The organism is Vibrio sp. CCB-PB317, assembly GCF_022808245.1.
Taxonomy (GTDB): domain Bacteria; phylum Pseudomonadota; class Gammaproteobacteria; order Enterobacterales; family Vibrionaceae; genus Vibrio; species Vibrio diabolicus.
In genome coordinates this window covers 665,619-684,510 of sequence record NZ_JALGNU010000003.1, presented here as the reverse complement: position 1 = coordinate 684,510, position 18,892 = coordinate 665,619, and the positions used below count along the sequence as shown (strand labels likewise).

Below are 18,892 nucleotides of genomic sequence, written 5' to 3'. Positions count from 1 at the left end.
GTTTAGTTGCTCCTATTTCGATTCATTTCCCGCTTGATAATCATTGCTGCCCGTTTCGGACTAATGCCTATCAATCGGCGTTCTGGGCGATCTACTTCCCACTTACGTGATGGCGTTTTATTTTCCAGATCACTAATCAGTTTTGCGGCTTCAGCGACGGTCATATTCTGAGTAATGAATTTGAGCGTTGGCTTTTTGCCTCTCTTCTGCCTGCCTTGGGGCGGAAGTCTGTAACCTAAGTCGCGTAACTCTTTCGCTTGCTCTCTCGTTGCCGGGTCGGTTTTCTTTGGTTCTTTCGCTTTCTTGGCTTGCTTGAATCGCTGCTGCAATCCGCTTTCCTCTGCTTCACCTGTATGGTGAGCCAGTGCAACGGTTCCTCGTCTTGATGGCCAACCAACAACCAAAACCCGGTTATTGTCTTTTTGAAAATGCTTTAGCTTCTTAGTGAAACCTCTAAGCATTTTTCGCCTGCCGTTTTTGCGCTTTGACCACGCTTTACCGTCTGGGTCACGCTGTGCTCGAATATTTTTTTTGGTCGTTTTGGTGATGTATTTACCAAGCTCTTTCAGCACTCGGGCTCTGGCTTTTTTCTCAAGCTTTAGCAGCTCGAATTGCTCTTTAACTCGCAAATAACTGCGCTTATCGGCCCGTATCTCATACATTGCGGAGAACTACATGTGATAGCCTTTCCGCCTGCCAAATCTCGTACTCTTCAATCTTCCAGCGTTGACCATTCCAATAGATTGACCCGTCGGGGTCTGCAGCCACTTTGACGGGTTCTTCAAACATGACTGAGACCAACACTTCGGCGTTTTTCTCATCTTCCAGTACTACGTCTACGTATGGGTCGTCTAAGTCTTCGATGCGGAAACGGTCAGAATCGTTGTCCATCAACCACGCTCCAACATTAGCGAACAGCACCGCTGGGTCGTATTCTTTGAAAGGGAATTTGTCGAAGTAGAAGTCAGCAACATAACGCTGATACAGCAGGTCAAAACCATGACCCATGTGCTTGGTTTCTAGTTTCAACTCAACCTTGCCCATTTCACATTCCATGCGCTTGGCTATCTTGTCGCCCACAACGCTGATTAAAAATGCGTTTAGGTCACGCAGCTTGTAACCTGCTTGGTATTGCGTTCTCATAGCAAATCCACCGATGAACGGTTCAGCCCTTTCATATTTCTAATAATGCGCTGGCTTTCTGAAAGTAATTCAGTGCGCACCTCTACGCTTCTGTCTGCGATGTGATCGCCCTTGTCCTTGGTATGAACAGTTGCAATGTCCGGCAGCAAATCAGCTTTGGCTCTCGCAAATACTGCTGATTCGTATTGATATACAACACGGTTTTTATCATTCATTTTCGGAAATGTAGGAACATCGCCAGCAGTTGCATGCCCCTCTTCCTGATACTTAACTTTTAAGTCTTCGAGTTGCTGATTAACTTCCGAAACAGCATTAACTAGAGCGATAGCAATACGTTCTGAGTCTTGAGCAGCAGGAATACCGCGACGCTTTTCAAAATCACCGGCATTAATATTCGGCCAAAAACCGTCATTAGTGATTTCTGTCGCTTGATAATCCGAACCGGAAGATCCCGTAAACATCGTTATTCCTCTTTTAATAAGTGAGCCTCTAGCCACTGGGTCGACGGTATTGAGTTAGCCTATTGGCACTCTTACCTCACCAGCCGAGGCTCGGCGGCGTAGGAGCTGTTACAAGTTTTTGTTGTCTTTAATCGCTCGAATACGTTGTTCTACCTGACCAATTTTGGTTTTCACCCCAATTTTGGCGTACTTCTCATGAGCACACTGCAGTAGCAACAAGGCCTTTTCCAAGGTATCTAAACAACCGATAGACGTCGGTTGCGGTTGTCCTTCGTCATTTCGAAGTAAGTGCACCCCAGCAAATCGATACCACTTAGCATGCACTTCTTCGTGTAGTCGCCATTCGCTCTCAACCTTTTCAAAAACCGCGCTGAAATAAGGCTCAATAGAATGTCCTCTGCCAGACTCTTTTTCCGCCCAAGCTAAAACTTCATCGGCGCACACGGTTGGCCAGTCACGTCGGAAGTTATCTGGTGTAGGTAAATCAAGCGCTATGGCTTTCAAGCACCAATCAATCGCGGTTTCCATGTCGTTGACATCGAACAACCAGATAACCATATTGGTGAAAATTGGGTTCTCGAATACTTCGCCTTTTGCTAGGTAAGCTTCCACGTACGGTTTGTACTTGGGCACCAAAACATCACGCTTATGTTTCACCTTGTCTTCGATAGCATTGAGCTGTTTTAGATACTTGCGGTCTTCTTCAAAATCGATCAGCTTGATGTGCAGGCTTTCGGTATTTGCACTAGCACTCAACTTCGATGCAGAATGACTGACTTGATTTTCTAGAAGCTGACGACGCTGCCTTGCTAAAGGACTAGCCATTCATCACCTCTGCAACGGCTGATTCGACGACTGAAACAGATTCGATAGCAGCGAACTTTTTAAGATTTCCCACAGCGTAACCTTCCATACGGATATGGTTTTGCTTGAAACGAAGCTCATCTTCATCGTTTTTCTGCTTACGCCACTGAGTGCCTTCTTGCGTCAGAATCTGTAGGTTCTTGGTATTGGTAACCCAAAGTTGATCAGCCGGGAAAAATGGTGGTGTGTAAGCCTTTTTGCCAGCAATTGTCTTGGCTAGGCTTTGGGCTGCTTTATGCTCTGTTGGACTATCGGCAGCCTCAAGTAAGCGGTGCTGCTCAGCCGCGACTAGATTCGACCCAACTAAAACAACGAGATCTGGGTCTTGACGATGTTCGGGAGCAATCGTCGTGTTGATTAGATCTTGCGTAAGTGAATCAAGATTCTTGTATGAATCAGTCGCAGTGCCTGTTGGGTCAAGCTTTGCTGATGCGAGTACCTGGCTAGATCTCTTCTCTTTAACAATCGTGAGCCAGCCTTTATTTACATCCTGGCCTAATGGATTTTTAATCGGATCCGTATTAGTTGCGATAGACGTACCGTTAAAACCGACACGCAACATATCCAATGCAAAACGACGAGAAATCGCGCTTTTCATCATGCTCAACCAGTGACCTTTAGAGCCAGAGTTTGCCCATTGAGTCATAGTTTCCCAAAGGATGTGTGCTCCTGAATCTGTCTTTGTAAGCTCGTAGGTATTACTACTTTGGCCCACTTCCACGCTAAAACGTCCCGAACCAGAGCGACCGGTCGAAAGGCCATCATCACCAACATCAACAACCTGACCTTTGATTTGCTGAACTGGCAGCAATGAAACCATGCCTAGGAAAGCATCCGATTCCATAATTGCTTGACGTAGCTTAGTTTCCATTGGGGGCGTCAAGTTAAACGACTGTGTACCTTGCGGAGCATTTGCGGCGGATAACGTCGCTGTACAAAACTCTTGTAAATAACTGGTAGATAGTGCGTTCAGCATTAAAACATCTCCTTAGATGAGAAAGATTCACTAGCACCTGATGGATCTGGTTCCTGGTCAGGGACTTCTTGTGATAGTTCAGCAAACTTAGTTTCTAGTCCGTTCACTTTCTCAAACAACGGATTTAGCTTTTCTTCCAGCGCAGCGGAAAACTGCTCGACCGTCGCATCTTTGCTTGCTACTTCTGGTTGTTCGGGTGTGTTTTGCAAATTGAACTCTTCTTTTAGTTCTTGCTTAAACTCACCTTTGAAAGCAGAAAACTGCTCTTTTAGTGCGACTTTTAATTGTTCTTCGGTCACGTTGGTGCCCTCTGCTGTTGATAGCGTTTCTGGCTCTTCATCGTCAGAAGAGAAAAATTCATTGAATGCCGCAAAAAAGCGGTCTTTGCGAGTAAAGCAATCTGAAAAGTCCACCTCTTCTAAATGGCTTGCTTGGATCTCAGTGGTTTCCCCATGAACACGAGAGAATTGAAGGAGCGATGTTCCTGTGGAGGCTGGGGAGTCAGTCGCAGCTAGGCCCATTAGATAGCAACGCCCTTCCCCTTTGTAATCGGGATTTGGCTCAATAGATGTGAATAGTTTTTGCTTTTTACGGTTAGCTTCTAGCAGATAGTCATTCGGCTCTAGCTTGGCGAACAGACGTAATTTCCCGCCTTGTTCTTCCGCTTTTACTTCAACCACTCGGCCCCAGTTTTCACCGTAACCATAAAATCGACGATGCTCAGGCCAAATTAGTGCGGTGTACTCATCCATCGAATAACTAGCGGCCATTTGCTCAATCCAATCACGGGTTATTTTACGCCCGTCTACGGTCGGCCCTTCTGTCGCGATGATTTTCCACTCACTAATCTTTGGCATTTTTGTACTCAAACTTGTCAATCACATATCGGTTCGAGCAAACAATACGCCTTTGAATGTGTCGTTTCAGCTACTTCAGTTCCTTGTAATTCGGATACATTTACTATCCGAATTCATCCGAACTTTGCTTAGTCATCTGCAAGTTTTCGGCGCGTATGATGCGCTTATGGCATATTCTCCCGAAATACGACAAGCCGCCCGAGCACTCTATTTGAAAGCTTGGACGCCACGTGAAATCGCTACCGAACTGAACCTGAATAATGAGCGCATCATTTATTACTGGGCAGACAAATTCGGTTGGCGCGATATGTTGCGTGAACAAACCATTGATGAAGCGATAGCAAATCGAATTCAAACACTGCTTGAACTTGTTGACCCCAGTAAAAACCAACTAGACATGCTCGATCGGCTTATCAAGCATCACGCTGCATTAAAGAAACAAAGGGCACAAGAAAAGCAGCAAGGTGAGCAACCTTTAAATACAGGGAATAAAAAGCACGACGGTACAAATAGCCGTAACAGCCAGAAATCTAGCAGTAATTCAAAATCTACCAAGAAACGTAAAAGTAAAAAGAATGACATCAGCGAACTGAGTGAAGATGACTTTGTCACATGGCATGACTCCCTGTTTGCCTATCAGCATGTAATGCGCAACAACATAAAACAGCGTATTCGAAACATTCTTAAGTCCCGCCAGATTGGCGCAACTTACTACTTCAGTGGTGAAGCGTTAGAAGATGCGATTCTGACCGGCGATAACCAGATCTTTTTGTCAGCATCACGAGCTCAAGCGGAAGTTTTCCGCAGCTACATCATTGCTATTGCAAAAGAGTTCTTAGACATAGAGCTAACTGGAAACCCGATCATTCTCTCCAATGGTGCTGAACTTCGTTTTTTATCTACCAATAGCAAAACCGCGCAAAGTTACCACGGCCATGTTTATGTTGATGAGTATTTCTGGATACCGAAGTTTGACGAACTAAACAAACTCGCTTCGGCAATGGCTACCCATAAAAAATGGCGTAAAACCTACTTTTCGACACCATCATCGAAAATGCACCAGGCATATCCGTTTTGGACGGGCGACCAATGGAGAAAAGGCAGAGACTCACGCGCCAAAATTGAGTTTCCAACGTTCGATGAATATCGCGATGGTGGTGTACTTTGCCCTGATAAGCAGTGGCGATATGTCGTCACTATTGAAGACGCTGCAGCAGGCGGCTGTGAACTATTTGATATTGAAGAGCTGAAGGACGAATACAGTAAAGACGATTTCGATAACCTGTTTATGTGTATCTTCGTCGACGGCTCTTTGTCTGTATTCAAATTCTCTGACCTCGAAAAAGGCATGATTGACTCTGCCCACTGGCAGGACTTCAAGCCGAAAACAAAATCACCGTTTGCCGGGCGTGAAGTATGGCTGGGTTATGACCCTAGCCGAACGCGAGACAATGCTTGCTTAGTAGTAATAGCTCCACCGGCAGTTGAAGGTGAAAAGTTTCGTGTCTTAGAGAAGCACTACTGGAAAGGGCTTAACTTCCAATACCACGTGAGTGAAATTGAAAAGGTATTTCAACGCTACAAAGTCACTTACATAGGCGTTGATACTACAGGCATTGGTGGCGGTGTTTGGGACTTAATTAAGAAAAAGCACCCTCGTGAGGCCCACGCCATACATTACAGCAACGAAAACAAGAATCGCCTAGTAATGAAGATGATCGATATCGTAGAAGCAAAACGACTGCAGTTTGATGCCGAACACAAAGACATTGCGATGGCATTTATGGCGATTAAACGAGTGCCGACCAATAGCGGTAACGCGATGACCTTTAAAGCAGAACGAAGCGAAACAACAGGCCACGCCGATGCGTTTTGGGCCATTTCACACGCCATTATCAATGAACCGCTAGACCACAACACACCAACTAAATCAACCTGGGCGACTGCAGCATGATCAATCAAAAAGACAAACTAGTACAACAGGAGCAACATGCGGAATCTGTTTATCACATTGACTCAACGCCTGAGGCAATTGACTCAACCAGTTGGATGACTTCATATTCCGAGCTTTTCTATAACGACACTGATGGTTACTGGGAGCCTCCAATCTCACGCCAAGGCTTAGCAGAAACTTCACGTGCAAACGCCTATCACGGGTCTTTACTTAAAGCTCGAGCAAATTATGTTGCTGCCCGTTTTATTTCAGGTGGCGGTTCAAGACGTCGGCAGATTCAATCTTTTTGTAATAACTACTTCACGTTTGGTGATGCCGCATTTTTAAAAATCCGCGACCACTTCAAACGTGTTGTGCGCTTGTTTCCTCTACCGACCATGTATCTACGTAGACGTAAAAATGGGGACTTCGTTTTGCTAGAGCGAGACAACAAGCAACGAGTATACAAAGAGAATGAAATCATTTTTTTGCCTCAAGAAGATCTGCAGCAGCAAGTTTATGGACTACCTGACTATCTAGGTAGTTTACAAAGTAGCTTACTAAACCGTGATGCAACGCTATTTCGTCGTCGCTATTACAAGAACGGTGCACACATGGGATTCATTTTTTACGCCACGGATCCAAACCTTAGTGATGACGACGAACAAATGCTGAAGGAAAAAATCGCGAGCTCCAAAGGGGTGGGTAACTTTAGAAGTATGTTTGTTAATATTCCAGGCGGTGCAGAAAAAGGGATTCAGCTAATCCCGGTGGGCGATATAGCAACAAAAGATGAATTTGAGCGAATCAAAAACATCACTGCGCAAGACATTCTCGTAGGGCATCGCTTCCCTATAGGAAAAGCAGGAATCATTCCCCAGGGAACGACTAATCTGGGTGACCCCGTCAAAATTGGCAGTGAGTATGCCAAAGACGAAATCATCCCCGTATGCGAACTAATTATGGATGAAGTTAACAACGATCCCGAGATAAAAAATATCAAAAATCTACATTTAAAATTTGATACTACGTTTGGAGAAAGCCCATAAACCTGTACAAAAACACAGCCCTTTGACGTATCATTATTTGGTCAGTCAATAAGTTAGGTGCTTGTATGAGAGTATTGTGTCCGGAGTGTGGTTGTAAAAGCCGAATTCAAAAATCCAATCGACTATCCAATAGTCATGCCGATTTATATTGCAGTTGTAGTGACCCAGAATGCGGGCATAGTTTTGTGATGAACTTGTCTTATAGTCATACTTTAAGCCCATCGGCAAAAACAACTAGTCAAATGGCTTTTGATTTATGTAAGGCGTTGCCGCCAGAGGCACGACAACAGCTCAAACATCAACTCTCGATACTATAGTGAATCTTGTATAAACGCCGTGCTATCTACTTCAGAAGCCATCTCGACAATGCTCAAGATGGCTTTTTGTTTTTCGGAGTCCAACTGCCCTTTTGTATCAGCCAGTATTAAGCCAGCAATATATGCACCTGCCGCTCTAGTCCTCTCTGTTGCCTCACTATTAGCCACACCATCAATGACGATTTCTAAAGCAGACAACAAGATATCGTTTTGATTTTTATTCGACATATCAACACCCTTACCAATCATCAGTGAAATATACTGTATATCCATACAGTTTTCCACAGTGGTTTTTAGATACAATTCACTCATTAAAAAACTTTGTATCAATAGGCATATGCAAAGCTTTAATCAAAACCAGAAAAAATCATCATCGACCAGCGTCAAAATAGCTCTATTAGCACACTCAATAGCTGACTAAAAAATTGGCTTAAATTTAGCATATGAAATGCTGCAGTATAGATTTCTGATTCTTAAATATCTTTTTCAGTAATAAGAATTACAGCACTCGTACTGACGTCAGTACTCATGTTCAAACAAAATTTTAAGCATATTCGTGATAAAAATGCGGCATTAATCACCAATGCAGTGAAACGAGCATGCGACAATAACAAAACAATGATAACCAGATCACTCTTGTGCAAAAAATAACCACAAAAATAAAACTACTAATGGATTAATCTCCAACTCAATACGAACCTGTTTGCATACCCAAATTGTTGGGGTGCAGTTTGAAGTATTAGTTCTCCAGCTAGCGGGTTGTCTTGATATTCACCTAACGATAGGAAATATGGAAATGTCTAATCTATTAGAAAGAACTAATACTTGGCTAGAGTACATCAATAGTGCGGAGAACATTTTGTTGCCGCAAACTATTTTTATGAGGCCTAAATCTCTGGCTATGTTAGAAAGCGATAGCCTGATAGAAAACCCTGCTAATTCAGAGGCTGTTGGTGACTACAGAGCCCAAGCTGAAAAAGCATCAACACCAGGTACTGCTCCACAGAGCGTGTTTGACGGTATGCAGACAGCCGTTAACATGTGCCGAACGAAGGCTCAATACAATCCTTTAGATCCTGAGGGCAAAGGTAACAAAGCACACTTCATAGAGTTTACTCAGAACATAAGCTCAATGCCTTTTGTGACTTTAGAATGGGCCAATACAACAGAGATCGAACAAAAAAGTCACAATGCAGATGACTTAATAAACTCCTTTGTTGATGGTTTTCAGGGTATCGAACAAGGAGATAAAGAGCAGATAGTCGACTCTGTGAAAAATCTAGTTCGCGCAGCATTATCTTATTCTAGTAAGACACAGAAGCTATCTAATTTTGCTCAAAATCTTTTACAAGTTGACTCTTCGGGCAATGTTGAGTTTTGTCTATATTGCAGCACTTTCCAAATTTCAGTTGAAGAACATAAAGGCACAATTACTTTCCACTCTAAATACGAACTGTCGCAAGCGATGTATTCTTTGTCACCATCCAACTGGGACTCGGTTAAAGAGCTTTTTGCCAAAGAGTATAAAGTCACCGTTGAGGACTGGATTAAAGATATGACAACCCCAGTGAAAGAAGGCAGCACTATAAGAGCACTCTGTCTAGAAGATAGATAATCCTAGTTTTACTATGTATTACTGATAAGAAGCCCACATCACGTGGGCTTCTTAAAACTAAAGCTCCAACTACTTTTATAAAGGAATTTGTGTAAATGAAAACTTTATTAAGTGTATTAATAAGTGTACTAACTTTGGTTGGCTGCAGTTCACCAGAAGCCATAACTCAGCAACCTAGTGATATCGTCATTAAGTCAACTTTTAACAGTACAGCTACTTGGAACAAAGGGCAGAAGTTTTTAAACGTAATTGGATCAACTAAGGACCCCAAAGTGGATAATAAGTCTTGGATAGCCCTATACCGAGACAAGTGTGGCATAGACCCAGGGCACAGAAGTGCTACGGGTGCAATGTGCCCTCAAAATGCTCTTGGAGGACACATCGTCAAGTTTGGGCAATCACAACACCCAACAAAAAACTCTTTGGTTTATATAATTCCGATCTGCACAAGCGAAAACAACAAACCAAATGATGAAATGACGGTTGCTACTGATAATACATGCGTAGTTGTACTAAATTATTGGATGAAGTAGAGACTAAAGCTCTCCCAAAAGAGCGCTCTAAAATGGCCCCACTCTCATTTTCGTAATTCTACTTATATTATGTAACTGCTGTTAACTGAATGGATCTGTCAGATTAGATGAGAATACAACGCCACCTAGCTCATTTTGTTCGCACAAACTCTTAAAATGTTCAGTACAATACAGAAAGCTCGCTCCTAGCATCTTTGACTTAAAAACAACCTTTTCTGCAACGTCGCTTTCATTAAATACTAACACCTCTACACCTGCTAAGCTGCCATATTCAATTTTTTGGACGCACTTATCTTCATCTTCTTGCCCAAACTCCAATGGTGTATACAGGTACCATTCCTCTCCTTTATAGCGAATCGATAAGAACTCGCCTACTTTGCTCAATGGCTCTTTTAAAGATGCATAAGCTTTAGGGGAAAGCACTAAGAAAACCCGTAACCATAAACTGATATCAGGAAGTAATGAGTCTTTCTTGAGAACATCTTCAAACTCAATATCTACTTCACCCCATATACTTTTTAAAGAAAAGTTTTCTAATGGCTGCACAACGATTTTTTCTATTAAATCTATGTCACCTAACTGCCTAGCTACAGAACTAGGCGTAGTGCTCACGATTTTATATTCATTGTGACAGTCGAAAATTTTATAAACCGTCATTAACCTCTCCAGTCCTCATTTTTACTTTCAAGTATGGTCTTAGGGTATGTTCCTTTTTTCAAATGGTTTTTTACTTGAAGGAGAGAGGCTTCAAAAAGCTGCTTATTAAGGGGGGTTAATGAAAATTTTGACGCGATCCAAGATTCATAGTTATAAGTATGTATTGAACGATGCGCTGGAGAGTCAGGGCTTTCCCAGTTTAGCTCTACGTTTTTAGCATAATTCATCAACCAAACACCATTTTGGGGAGCATTAATACCTATCCTGTGCATATGCATATTGATTCTTGCTGTTTCTATATCAGCCTGACGATGTCGCCCTTTACCAGGTATGATATGGTGAGCTTCATGGCTTAAGGTAGGTTGAGGCTCTCCTGCAGCTGTTAGATTATTCGCAAGCTTTTTAGTCGGGTGGTGCTTCTCTGACAATAGTTCCGACGGTTTCTTATTTAAGTTCTTATCTGTGTAGCTCTTAAGCTTCTCTTCAAGGTCTCTAACTTGCGCATGAGCTATAAGCTCTCTTCTTTTAAGCTTCAAGAAGTCATAATCTCTCTGTTCATGGAAAAACCTTTTTGTTTTTTGCTCTTTAGTTTCTCCTGCTGGCGGAGACTTACGATACTTATCGTAAAAGTCCGTCACTAATTGGTCAAAACGATCAAAAGCTAACTCTGCTGCTGTTGGGTTACTAGGACGATTAGATTTTTTCCCAACACGACTCAAACTATTCTTCATGGCTGCCAACCTAGTCATTGTTTTAAAATGTGATTGGATATCACTTAGAGTAGAAGCGAGCGAATTATCAACACGTTATTCTAGAACTCGGTCATATAAAATATTTCAGGTTTGCATTAACTTGCATATTTTAGGAACTGTACTATGAGTTCACATTGACCCATTGACACACTGGAAAAAGCCGCCCTTCGAGATAATCTGCCGTAATGCTATACCAATAAGAAAGCTCACTTTCATCAACTTCCATATGTGGTACAGGTTCATGTAATAGTGATTGCCAATAGGACTGATTCTCTTTAAATCGCTGATATTCAGATTGATAGAAGTGGCTCGCGTCTTGTTTTATATCGCTCAGGTCCAGATCTCTACAATTCAATGACCACCCTCTTGCACCAGCAGCCCAAACCATAAACTTGTCTACTTTATCCTTAGCCAGTTCTCCTTCAAACGTAATGCAGAAGCGATTGCTCGTATTCACGTGCACTCCCCTGCTATGTAAGTTCTGACTCAGCTTTTCGGCCTGCTTTTCCAAACGGATGATTCTCTGATAAAGCTTGTTCTGATATTCCTCAGATTTCTGCTGCTTTTTGGCGATCGCTTTGGCCTTGATGGTTTGCTCTTTGGCATTTCGTAGCTTGCGGATTTGCCGCTTAATTGGCTTTTTCCATTGCTCAAGTTTGTAGCCTAACTCCTTAATTATTGCGGTCATATTGCCAGCTTCAAACGAAGCAAGAGTTTCCCAGGCAGGAGCTCTTGAGCACTTCGCGATATTGTATCGATTTCCCTTGATTAGCCCTTGGTCAGCATTTTCACCTTTAGCGGCATAACCGACTGCTTTGATAATGTAAGAACCGGCGGCTTTTGGCTTTTTGATTCGCTCTAATTTCGCAAACCCATGCCCCCATATCTTTTCAAGTCGCTTGGCCCAAGGACTAAAGAGATGCTCTGGTACTGTCCAACGTAGCAAAATATGAACGTGTGGATTAGGCTCTCCATCTTCATTGGCTGGACACTCGGCTACCCATATGTAATGGAAATCAGCAGGTAAGTTAGTCGGCCCAACATCGCTGGGTTGAGAATGTTTAGCAACCTTCTCCTGGGATAAGTCGCAGTACTTTCGTCCACTATCTTTGTCAACTTGGATGGTATGATCCGCAACCCAGCCGCGTTGATACATTTTCTTTGCGCCATCAAGAAAACGAGAGACTTCTTTACCTATCGTTGTCTCTAAGGTTTTTTCCATCGAGAACTCTTGCTTGGGCTTTTGTTTAAGATCGCAATACGGCCCGGCTATGACACTGCCCTGGTTCATAGCTTTAACACGCTTACTATCTAAGGTTGGAAACAGCCAGTATTCTCCACCAATATCCGTGATTGGTTGGTCAACTTTCTTTTCACCACGCTTAGGATGTACTGTCACCATGTTGCGCTTATAGATTATTGGATGATGCGACCCCATGCTGACACACTCACTTCCATCCAACATTCCACCGAATATGGCCATTCGTTGTGCCTTGGTGAAAGTCAGCGTGAGAAAAGTAGAGAAACCACCATGGCAAGCTGCAGTGTAAGCCCCAGCCTCAAAGATTTTAGAAACAGAACGGGACGTCAACTTTTCCGAGAATCTCTCACCACTGTTTTCCGAAGGCGCAGCACTAGATGGCGTTTCGGTTACCGCCTGAAACTTATAAGTTTCATTCCAAGACCGGTGCATTAGCTGCATTGAAATAGGAATCTTTTTAGGTTCGCCTTGTCCTCGTTTTCCATTCTGATTGAGAATGGCAGGTTTGGAGCGCTCGTTCGTTTCATACAAAGCATCATGGCTGAAGTTGGCGTCGGCATTGCTGATGATACTTTTAGGGCGTAGAGACTTGCTCAGACTCATCAATTGCTTAATTTGCTTGTCTTTTCTGTGGCGAAATTTCTCTGTCGGACTTTTGCGCCCTTTGACTAGCCTATACTCTTCGGCGATTCTCGCCGCCGCTTCGCGGTCGTATTCCGAGAGATAATTTACAGATTTATAAAAGTCAGTTCGCTCTTGAAGATCTCGTTCGCGCTTGGACTTTCGGTTGGGAACGCGGTCATATATCGCTATTTTTTTGACCATTCCACTATCTAGAAGTGCTTGTTCTTGGTCTGAGTAAATTTTGGAACCTAAAAAACCAGCATTATAGCTGGCGTCATTATTTTTGATTCGGTCCAGGGGCATCACTGCCCCGCCGATATATAGAAGATCAGACTGATTCATAATCTATCCGTAGTTTGTCCTTACCTACTGAGAAAACGGTAAACTTTTGGTGCGTCATACCGCCTCCAATTCCTGAGTAGTCACTAGCATGAAACCACCTTTCATGTTGCCTTTGCTCAATACACCTTTGCTTAGATGAGTACAACCAAGGGAAACACACGCTTGTTCGATGGCTTGGTCTAATGAGTCGAAATCACCAACTATTACATTGGCAACTTCTTGAGTTTCTTCATGGCGGATAACACCGCCAGCTGGACAAAGCATTATTGCGGCATATTGCATAAGACTGGCTCCAGTTCTTTCTCATCGCGACGAACGGCAACGCGTTCAATCAGGTAATCTTCAATGTTCAGTAGTTCTTCAAGCGCACGCTCTTTATCAATCAACACAACGTTGTGAGCGTGATTCGTTGTGTTTTCGTCGAACACAATCACGTTGAGAAGGCTCATTTTTGATGAGTACTCGATACGAATACTTATGACGTCTGAGCTATCCAACGCCAAAGCGAACAGACTATTGATGGTTGTTTGGATAGTTAGTTTGTTTGCAACTTCATTTAGATTCATCTTTTATGCTCCTACGCTAAGACGAAAAAAGCCCCCTATTACAGGAGCAAAGGCTTGGAGAATTAATGGGTACTACTGAATTGGTAATTCTTGAGGCGTCGAACGTCACCAAGATTGCGATCGAACAACGTCGCGATTTCTTTAATCTGTTGCATGCCGTTACGGATTTTTTGAAGCTCCAAATCATTGAAGCTTTCAAACTCTCGCACATGCTCCGAGGCTTTCAGATCACCGGCGACTAAAACCATACCGCGAAAGCGTGGTGGCATCGCGTTCCACAACTGCTTCAACTTGCCGCGTGTAGCGGAACCATTGAACAAAGCTTTACAAGCGGCAATGCTCTCGTTGGCGTTGGGTATTTGCTTTTGTTGTTCCTGTTGAATAGCTAACTGACTCATTGGCTCTCCTTAGGCTAAGCCCGGAAGTGGCGCACCGTTGGCGAGGAAATCTGTGCCCATTTGTATGAGTGGCTGAAAGCCGGTGGTGCGGTTTTCTAAATCGTTGACGAACAAAACTAAGTTGCCGATGGCCGCTTGAACCTTGGCAATGGTTTTGCGCTTTTGACTGCGGGGTAAACGGTCTGCGCTGCACATGTGCATTGCATCGCTAGACAGCTCACCTGAATATTGGTTGTTAAGTAACGTGCGCTCTAAAAGGTTCTTATCTTCCCCGTCTTGAGGTAACTGAACCGTCACGACACCTAGATCAGCAAAGAGTGTGTTCACAATGGTGTAATCGCCGGATTCTTTACTCAGCAATGCCAAATCCACAGGGTCCAGTTTGTGAGGCTGTTCTGGGTTTAGCTTGTTACGCAGCATTCTCCCAGTCAGGCCAATGCGTGGAGCCAGCTTTTCCATATTGTGATTGATGGCGAAGTCGCAACATGCAGCGTTAAAAGATTGCTGTTTGCGTTCGCGGAATCCGCACATAGCGATATTTGAGTCCATGATCCACACTCTTACATGAAAGGCGGTACGAGAATGACAACCAACGTAAACACATTTAGCCACATTAGGCTGTGCGTTTTAGCTAGAACAAGAGAGCAAAGGCCCATTACTTACCCAAGTGCAGCAATGGCTTCACGTGCCGCCATTTCGTGCATAGCAACCATGTTAATCAGTGGTTTATCGCGGCGTTTGTCTTTGGGCTTGATGATGACGCGACCTTCAGTCACGTATTGTTTGATGGTGCCCATAGGTAAACCAGTAAGGCGAGAGTATTCTTCGTAAGTCACATATGGACTTAGTGGAGGTATCTTGTACGTTAACATGGTGATATCCTTGTATTTATGTCTATCTTCTTCGGTTGTCTCTTGCTTTGGTCGGCGTGACATCCGAAAACAAGTTTAGTATTGATCCTATTTTTCGTACGGTCAACGTATTTTCGTACAAAAAATTGAAATCAATCACATAATGGTGAACGATTATGAGTGCAGAATTGGCTATTTTTGATTACATCAAAGGCGAGGCATTCACTGACAAACTAAAAGAAATCAATGGTGTGAATTCTCTTGGAGAACTGGCGCATATATACGGTGTACCTAAAACCACTTTTAGTACTTGGAACTCACACAACAGAAACTCACACGAACTGGTTGTTAGAACTCATTTACGTACAGGCATCCCAGTTAAAGAGCTGATTCTTCCCAATGACTACCCTGAGACCGAACTACACCACTCTTTCTGGGGCAATAAAAAAGCGCCTGAAGCAGAGGTGACTTCATCTAGTCCTGAGTTACAGAACCCTCAGTTAGCCATCGTCGCAATTAAGAGCTTCTGCCTCACGAACGGCCAGCTTGTGCCAACTGGAGAGATTCCATATGCACAACGCATGTTTAACTCTTGGGATTTAGAAGCCAGCAACACCATTGAAATCGAAACGAACGAAGGCCGCTTTCTGGTAGATAAAAAACAGAACGATGCAGTGAGTGGCGAGTATTTGATTGATATGAATGGGCGTCTGTCCATCAACCACATTCAACGATTACCAAACAAATTAGCAGTCGTGTTTGGCAACTCGACGGTTGAAGTATCAGAACAAGATATAAAAGTAATTGGCCGCGTGGCGGTGACATTAAGAAAAGAATAATTATTAAATTGGTTGTCTAGGAGAACACAATGGAATTCATTGGCTTAGGTTTAGTAGCAATTATTGCAATAGGTGTTTATTTCGTTCAGTCGTCTAAAAAAGCGATGAGAGACCCCGAAAAATTTCGGGAGTATGTTAATAGCAAAGGTTACGACGTCGAACAACAAAAAGACTTCTGCAAACGACTTGGTATTGATTACGAAAAGGTCGCGGTAACACCTAGCAGAAAGGTTTCACCAACGCCTACTACAAAAGTAGCACCTCAAAAATCAATCACGTCTGAAAGCTCTGAAGTTGAAATACTAACACCACGCAGAGAAAAAGCGCTCTACAACCTAGCCAATAAGATTCTAGAAGATGACGTTGTTGATTTAGAAGAATCAAAGAAGCTTCGCGCATGGTTTAAGCGTTACCCTGAATCGAAAGAAGACCCTAAAACCAAAGAGCTGGCAGCAACAGTTGAACTTTACTTAGAAGACAAAGTACTCGACAACGATGAAGCTCTTCATCTCTTCGCCCTTCTAACCGATTTCTGTGATGGGTTCGAGGAACGCGAACAAGCCAACCAAAAACCTAAGAATAAGAAGAAGCCAGCTCCTAAATCCGGAAAGCGAATCAATGTCGCAACGTCGTCCAACTTATCGTTTCTTAATGAGCTGGAATTGGATGCTCAGTATTTCATGAGCTACAAAGATTCCGCAGGGAAAGTATCTGACCGCGAGATTGTTTTGAGAAAAATTGAGCAAAACGCCAGTGGCGATACATACGTCAAAGCTTTCTGTTTGATGAGAAACTCCATTCGCACGTTCAGAGCAGACCGAATCACTGGTATTTGCAGCGTAGAGACTGGCGAGGCGTTTGTTTAGAGATAGATGACCTGTTACTTTATAACCTTTTGAGGTAATTAGTTGCTTTGAGCACTAACTTAAAATTGGATACAGAAATAAATTTGTAGCCACCAATATTGAATATTAAGAGAACCGTATGTCTAAATTAAAAGAAACACAAGGCAAAATCATTAGTGAAATAAATGATGCCAAGCAATCAATTAAAACTGACGGCTATCCAATGTCGATTGGCGAGTTAATAAACCTATACCGTGATGGGGATATTATACTAGACCCAGCCTTTCAACGCCTATTTCGCTGGGAAGATGAACAAAAAACCAAACTTATAGAGTCCATCTTAATTGGTATTCCAATTCCAGAAATATTTGTCGCACAGAAGGCCGATGGAACATGGCATGTTGTTGATGGAGTTCAACGATTATCAACGATTCTTCAAGCAGCAGGCGTATTACAAGGGTATGAGCCGTTAACCTTTAGCTCTTGCAAATATATTCCGTCTTTAGAAGAACAAACTTGGGCTACAATCCCCACTGAAGTTCAACGTTTGATGAAGAGGTCCAAATTAAAACTGAGCATTATCCTGACTCAGGATAGTGATGAAGCCCAGTACGAACTTTTCCAAAGACTCAATACAGGTGGTACACCATTATCCGATCAAGAAGTTAGAAACTGCTTAATTCTTATGGTTGACCCTAATTTCTTTGATTTAATTAATGATCTAAAAGAGTATCCAAACTACAAAGACTGTATAAAACTTAAGCCTGAAGAGTATGACAAAGAAGTACACATGGAATATATCCTCAGAATGTTTATCGGTTATCATAATAGTGTTAACTACGAAGAACACAATTCAATAAATAAAATTATAATTAGTGACTTCTTAGATAAAGAAACGATACGATTGATTAACAATGCAGACAGAACTGCATTCGAAATTGATTTTAAGAAAACATTTGATAAATTAAAAAACTGTTTGGGAACTGATTCATTTAAGAAATTTAACATAGATGAAGGTAAGTTTCGAGGTGGGTTCAACATTTCAGCTTTCGAAATGCTTACAGTCGGAATATCGTCAAACATCGACATAATCGAACAGATGGGCAATGATGAATTGAAAGAAAAAATCAAGAATCTTTATCGCGATGAAGCAATTCAGAAAGTTCTGGGTAGAGGAACTCGAGCAATAAAACGTTTCCAAGAGTCAACTGATATAGCTAGAGATTTTTTTTCATAAATGCATAACTTAACTTTAGATAAGCTACTTGATCACTTAGATGACGATTTAGGTTGGCGAAAAACCGAATTAACTAAGCTCAGTTTCATGGAAAACGTTAATGATGAGCTTAAATCTAAGGCTATGATATTACTTATATACTCTCACTGGGAAGGTTATATAAAAAATGCATGTAAACAATATTTAATTCATATCTCCGATAAGAATATAAAACTAAGTGAACTCTGCGAAAGTTTCAAAGCCATTTCATTAAAAGGGATGATAGGTGATATTCTAAAGCAGGGATCTAATTTAACCTTAAGTAAAGAAATCGATTTAATCCATAAGTTTGACAACCCCGGAAGTAAAAAATTCAAGGTTCCAGCAGTTATAAGGGATGAGAAAAATAAAGATTTCATTAATACTCATGATAATCTTAATCTAAAGACTCTAAATAATTTTTGTAAAATTATAGGCATAAGTGATATATCCATGATAGAAGGAAAGGAAAAATATATAGACGAAATCCTTCTAAATCAAAGAAATGTCATAAGTCATGGTAGTAAAATAGATGAGAACTCTACAGAATTCTCTTTAGACTTAGATGACATTCATCAACTTAGAGACTTTGCTCTTTTGATTATGGAGCATATCCAAGAAGAAATAACTTTTTTTGCTGAAAATGAGCTTTATCTCATCAAAAATAAAAATAAGGTTGAGGCTAGGAATGGCGAAAGCACGACTACTTTAAAAATAAAGATGGAACAACTCTTTAATTAAAACTGATAATTGA

24 protein-coding genes are annotated in these 18,892 nt (G+C 42.2%); 9 read left to right on the top strand and 15 right to left on the bottom strand.

Translation table 11 applies throughout. The annotated features are described in order from the left end of the window. Positions 1 to 2 precede the first annotated feature (2 nt). The 6 genes from MTR11_RS20365 to MTR11_RS20340 all read right to left on the bottom strand — a co-directional run bounded on the left by MTR11_RS20365 (position 3) and on the right by MTR11_RS20340 (position 4,301). Complete coding sequence (locus MTR11_RS20365; RefSeq protein WP_042522476.1) at positions 3 to 662, bottom strand: phage virion morphogenesis protein; 660 nt, start codon at positions 660 to 662, stop codon at positions 3 to 5. Then, the gene (locus MTR11_RS20360; protein WP_243328288.1) at positions 655 to 1,143 is read right to left on the bottom strand and encodes a phage tail protein; all 489 of its coding nucleotides are present in this window, start codon (positions 1,141 to 1,143) and stop codon (positions 655 to 657) included. Before MTR11_RS20360 ends, MTR11_RS20365 begins: the two co-directional genes overlap by 8 nt. Continuing rightward, complete coding sequence (locus MTR11_RS20355) at positions 1,140 to 1,604, bottom strand: head completion/stabilization protein (protein WP_243328287.1); 465 nt, start codon at positions 1,602 to 1,604, stop codon at positions 1,140 to 1,142. The genes MTR11_RS20360 and MTR11_RS20355 overlap by 4 nt, the downstream gene beginning before the upstream one ends. Before the next feature lie 108 nt (positions 1,605 to 1,712). After that, positions 1,713 to 2,429, bottom strand: coding sequence for a phage terminase small subunit (gene gpM / locus MTR11_RS20350; RefSeq protein WP_243328286.1), 717 nt, complete (start codon positions 2,427 to 2,429; stop codon positions 1,713 to 1,715). Continuing rightward, positions 2,422 to 3,444, bottom strand: coding sequence for a phage major capsid protein, P2 family (locus MTR11_RS20345; RefSeq protein ID WP_243328285.1), 1,023 nt, complete (start codon positions 3,442 to 3,444; stop codon positions 2,422 to 2,424). The genes gpM and MTR11_RS20345 overlap by 8 nt, the downstream gene beginning before the upstream one ends. Continuing rightward, positions 3,444 to 4,301, bottom strand: a complete 858-nt coding sequence (locus tag MTR11_RS20340) for a GPO family capsid scaffolding protein (protein ID WP_048625803.1) — start codon at positions 4,299 to 4,301, stop codon at positions 3,444 to 3,446. Before MTR11_RS20340 ends, MTR11_RS20345 begins: the two co-directional genes overlap by 1 nt. Before the next feature lie 166 nt (positions 4,302 to 4,467). On the opposite strand from MTR11_RS20340, the gene MTR11_RS20335 reads away from it, so the two are divergent. The 3 genes from MTR11_RS20335 to MTR11_RS20325 all read left to right on the top strand — a co-directional run bounded on the left by MTR11_RS20335 (position 4,468) and on the right by MTR11_RS20325 (position 7,600). After that, positions 4,468 to 6,255 (top strand): terminase large subunit domain-containing protein, encoded by a 1,788-nt coding sequence (locus MTR11_RS20335; protein ID WP_243328284.1) that lies wholly within the window; start codon positions 4,468 to 4,470, stop codon positions 6,253 to 6,255. Further along, a complete protein-coding gene (locus MTR11_RS20330; protein ID WP_243328283.1) occupies positions 6,252 to 7,283 on the top strand; it encodes a phage portal protein in 1,032 nt (343 codons plus the stop codon). Before MTR11_RS20335 ends, MTR11_RS20330 begins: the two co-directional genes overlap by 4 nt. Positions 7,284 to 7,348: 65 nt before the next feature. Continuing rightward, positions 7,349 to 7,600 (top strand): ogr/Delta-like zinc finger family protein, encoded by a 252-nt coding sequence (locus MTR11_RS20325; RefSeq protein WP_080773762.1) that lies wholly within the window; start codon positions 7,349 to 7,351, stop codon positions 7,598 to 7,600. Here MTR11_RS20325 and MTR11_RS20320 read toward each other — a convergent pair. Then, positions 7,595 to 7,873 (bottom strand): hypothetical protein, encoded by a 279-nt coding sequence (locus tag MTR11_RS20320; protein WP_017821166.1) that lies wholly within the window; start codon positions 7,871 to 7,873, stop codon positions 7,595 to 7,597. The genes MTR11_RS20325 and MTR11_RS20320 overlap by 6 nt on opposite strands. Positions 7,874 to 8,396: 523 nt before the next feature. On the opposite strand from MTR11_RS20320, the gene MTR11_RS20315 reads away from it, so the two are divergent. Both MTR11_RS20315 and MTR11_RS20310 read left to right on the top strand, forming a co-directional pair. Next, positions 8,397 to 9,215: a hypothetical protein gene (locus MTR11_RS20315; protein ID WP_243328282.1), complete on the top strand. Its 819-nt coding sequence runs from the start codon at positions 8,397 to 8,399 to the stop codon at positions 9,213 to 9,215. A gap of 95 nt (positions 9,216 to 9,310) precedes the next feature. Further along, positions 9,311 to 9,748 carry a hypothetical protein gene (locus MTR11_RS20310; protein ID WP_053306657.1) on the top strand — a complete coding sequence of 146 codons (438 nt, stop codon included), beginning with the start codon at positions 9,311 to 9,313 and terminating at the stop codon, positions 9,746 to 9,748. A gap of 81 nt (positions 9,749 to 9,829) precedes the next feature. On the opposite strand, the gene MTR11_RS20305 is transcribed toward MTR11_RS20310, so the two are convergent. The 8 genes from MTR11_RS20305 to MTR11_RS20270 all read right to left on the bottom strand — a co-directional run bounded on the left by MTR11_RS20305 (position 9,830) and on the right by MTR11_RS20270 (position 15,220). Beyond that, a complete protein-coding gene (locus MTR11_RS20305) occupies positions 9,830 to 10,405 on the bottom strand; it encodes a hypothetical protein (protein ID WP_048625807.1) in 576 nt (191 codons plus the stop codon). Continuing rightward, on the bottom strand, positions 10,405 to 11,136 hold the full coding sequence (locus MTR11_RS20300) for an AHH domain-containing protein (RefSeq protein ID WP_048625808.1): 732 nt from the start codon (positions 11,134 to 11,136) through the stop codon (positions 10,405 to 10,407). Before MTR11_RS20300 ends, MTR11_RS20305 begins: the two co-directional genes overlap by 1 nt. 142 nt (positions 11,137 to 11,278) lie before the next feature. Then, positions 11,279 to 13,384, bottom strand: a complete 2,106-nt coding sequence (locus MTR11_RS20295) for a hypothetical protein (RefSeq protein WP_243328281.1) — start codon at positions 13,382 to 13,384, stop codon at positions 11,279 to 11,281. Positions 13,385 to 13,438: 54 nt separating this feature from the next. Next, entirely contained in the window at positions 13,439 to 13,666 is a 228-nt protein-coding gene (locus tag MTR11_RS20290; RefSeq protein WP_054701607.1) for a hypothetical protein, read from the bottom strand. After that, positions 13,648 to 13,950, bottom strand: coding sequence for a hypothetical protein (locus MTR11_RS20285; RefSeq protein ID WP_243328280.1), 303 nt, complete (start codon positions 13,948 to 13,950; stop codon positions 13,648 to 13,650). The genes MTR11_RS20290 and MTR11_RS20285 overlap by 19 nt, the downstream gene beginning before the upstream one ends. 62 nt (positions 13,951 to 14,012) lie before the next feature. Beyond that, positions 14,013 to 14,348 (bottom strand): hypothetical protein, encoded by a 336-nt coding sequence (locus MTR11_RS20280; RefSeq protein ID WP_243328279.1) that lies wholly within the window; start codon positions 14,346 to 14,348, stop codon positions 14,013 to 14,015. Positions 14,349 to 14,357: 9 nt separating this feature from the next. Continuing rightward, positions 14,358 to 14,897 (bottom strand): phage regulatory CII family protein, encoded by a 540-nt coding sequence (locus MTR11_RS20275; protein ID WP_243328278.1) that lies wholly within the window; start codon positions 14,895 to 14,897, stop codon positions 14,358 to 14,360. Positions 14,898 to 15,007: 110 nt separating this feature from the next. Next, positions 15,008 to 15,220 carry a hypothetical protein gene (locus tag MTR11_RS20270; RefSeq protein ID WP_017821157.1) on the bottom strand — a complete coding sequence of 71 codons (213 nt, stop codon included), beginning with the start codon at positions 15,218 to 15,220 and terminating at the stop codon, positions 15,008 to 15,010. A gap of 155 nt (positions 15,221 to 15,375) precedes the next feature. On the opposite strand from MTR11_RS20270, the gene MTR11_RS20265 reads away from it, so the two are divergent. From MTR11_RS20265 to MTR11_RS20250, 4 genes are all read left to right on the top strand, one after another. Further along, complete coding sequence (locus tag MTR11_RS20265) at positions 15,376 to 16,038, top strand: helix-turn-helix domain-containing protein (protein WP_140133635.1); 663 nt, start codon at positions 15,376 to 15,378, stop codon at positions 16,036 to 16,038. Between the two features lie 29 nt (positions 16,039 to 16,067). Next, on the top strand, positions 16,068 to 16,904 hold the full coding sequence (locus MTR11_RS20260) for a hypothetical protein (RefSeq protein ID WP_243328277.1): 837 nt from the start codon (positions 16,068 to 16,070) through the stop codon (positions 16,902 to 16,904). 118 nt (positions 16,905 to 17,022) lie between these two features. Further along, positions 17,023 to 18,120, top strand: coding sequence for a DUF262 domain-containing protein (locus MTR11_RS20255; protein ID WP_243328276.1), 1,098 nt, complete (start codon positions 17,023 to 17,025; stop codon positions 18,118 to 18,120). Next, positions 18,121 to 18,879 carry an MAE_28990/MAE_18760 family HEPN-like nuclease gene (locus MTR11_RS20250; RefSeq protein WP_243328275.1) on the top strand — a complete coding sequence of 253 codons (759 nt, stop codon included), beginning with the start codon at positions 18,121 to 18,123 and terminating at the stop codon, positions 18,877 to 18,879. Positions 18,880 to 18,892 lie beyond the last annotated feature (13 nt).

Coding starts and splice junctions, on each gene's coding strand:
- MTR11_RS20340 (WP_048625803.1), bottom strand. CDS start 4,301: ATGCCAAAGATTAGTGAGTGGAAAATCATCGCGACAGAAGGGCCGACC.
- MTR11_RS20280 (WP_243328279.1), bottom strand. CDS start 14,348: ATGAGTCAGTTAGCTATTCAACAGGAACAACAAAAGCAAATACCCAAC.
- MTR11_RS20345 (WP_243328285.1), bottom strand. CDS start 3,444: ATGCTGAACGCACTATCTACCAGTTATTTACAAGAGTTTTGTACAGCG.
- MTR11_RS20255 (WP_243328276.1), top strand. CDS start 17,023: ATGTCTAAATTAAAAGAAACACAAGGCAAAATCATTAGTGAAATAAAT.
- MTR11_RS20300 (WP_048625808.1), bottom strand. CDS start 11,136: ATGAAGAATAGTTTGAGTCGTGTTGGGAAAAAATCTAATCGTCCTAGT.
- MTR11_RS20320 (WP_017821166.1), bottom strand. CDS start 7,873: ATGGATATACAGTATATTTCACTGATGATTGGTAAGGGTGTTGATATG.
- MTR11_RS20310 (WP_053306657.1), top strand. CDS start 9,311: ATGAAAACTTTATTAAGTGTATTAATAAGTGTACTAACTTTGGTTGGC.
- MTR11_RS20265 (WP_140133635.1), top strand. CDS start 15,376: ATGAGTGCAGAATTGGCTATTTTTGATTACATCAAAGGCGAGGCATTC.
- MTR11_RS20330 (WP_243328283.1), top strand. CDS start 6,252: ATGATCAATCAAAAAGACAAACTAGTACAACAGGAGCAACATGCGGAA.
- MTR11_RS20260 (WP_243328277.1), top strand. CDS start 16,068: ATGGAATTCATTGGCTTAGGTTTAGTAGCAATTATTGCAATAGGTGTT.
- MTR11_RS20290 (WP_054701607.1), bottom strand. CDS start 13,666: ATGCAATATGCCGCAATAATGCTTTGTCCAGCTGGCGGTGTTATCCGC.
- MTR11_RS20365 (WP_042522476.1), bottom strand. CDS start 662: ATGTATGAGATACGGGCCGATAAGCGCAGTTATTTGCGAGTTAAAGAG.
- MTR11_RS20360 (WP_243328288.1), bottom strand. CDS start 1,143: ATGAGAACGCAATACCAAGCAGGTTACAAGCTGCGTGACCTAAACGCA.
- MTR11_RS20355 (WP_243328287.1), bottom strand. CDS start 1,604: ATGTTTACGGGATCTTCCGGTTCGGATTATCAAGCGACAGAAATCACT.
- MTR11_RS20285 (WP_243328280.1), bottom strand. CDS start 13,950: ATGAATCTAAATGAAGTTGCAAACAAACTAACTATCCAAACAACCATC.
- gpM (WP_243328286.1), bottom strand. CDS start 2,429: ATGGCTAGTCCTTTAGCAAGGCAGCGTCGTCAGCTTCTAGAAAATCAA.
- MTR11_RS20295 (WP_243328281.1), bottom strand. CDS start 13,384: ATGAATCAGTCTGATCTTCTATATATCGGCGGGGCAGTGATGCCCCTG.
- MTR11_RS20305 (WP_048625807.1), bottom strand. CDS start 10,405: ATGACGGTTTATAAAATTTTCGACTGTCACAATGAATATAAAATCGTG.
- MTR11_RS20270 (WP_017821157.1), bottom strand. CDS start 15,220: ATGTTAACGTACAAGATACCTCCACTAAGTCCATATGTGACTTACGAA.
- MTR11_RS20315 (WP_243328282.1), top strand. CDS start 8,397: ATGTCTAATCTATTAGAAAGAACTAATACTTGGCTAGAGTACATCAAT.
- MTR11_RS20325 (WP_080773762.1), top strand. CDS start 7,349: ATGAGAGTATTGTGTCCGGAGTGTGGTTGTAAAAGCCGAATTCAAAAA.
- MTR11_RS20335 (WP_243328284.1), top strand. CDS start 4,468: ATGGCATATTCTCCCGAAATACGACAAGCCGCCCGAGCACTCTATTTG.
- MTR11_RS20275 (WP_243328278.1), bottom strand. CDS start 14,897: ATGGACTCAAATATCGCTATGTGCGGATTCCGCGAACGCAAACAGCAA.
- MTR11_RS20250 (WP_243328275.1), top strand. CDS start 18,121: ATGCATAACTTAACTTTAGATAAGCTACTTGATCACTTAGATGACGAT.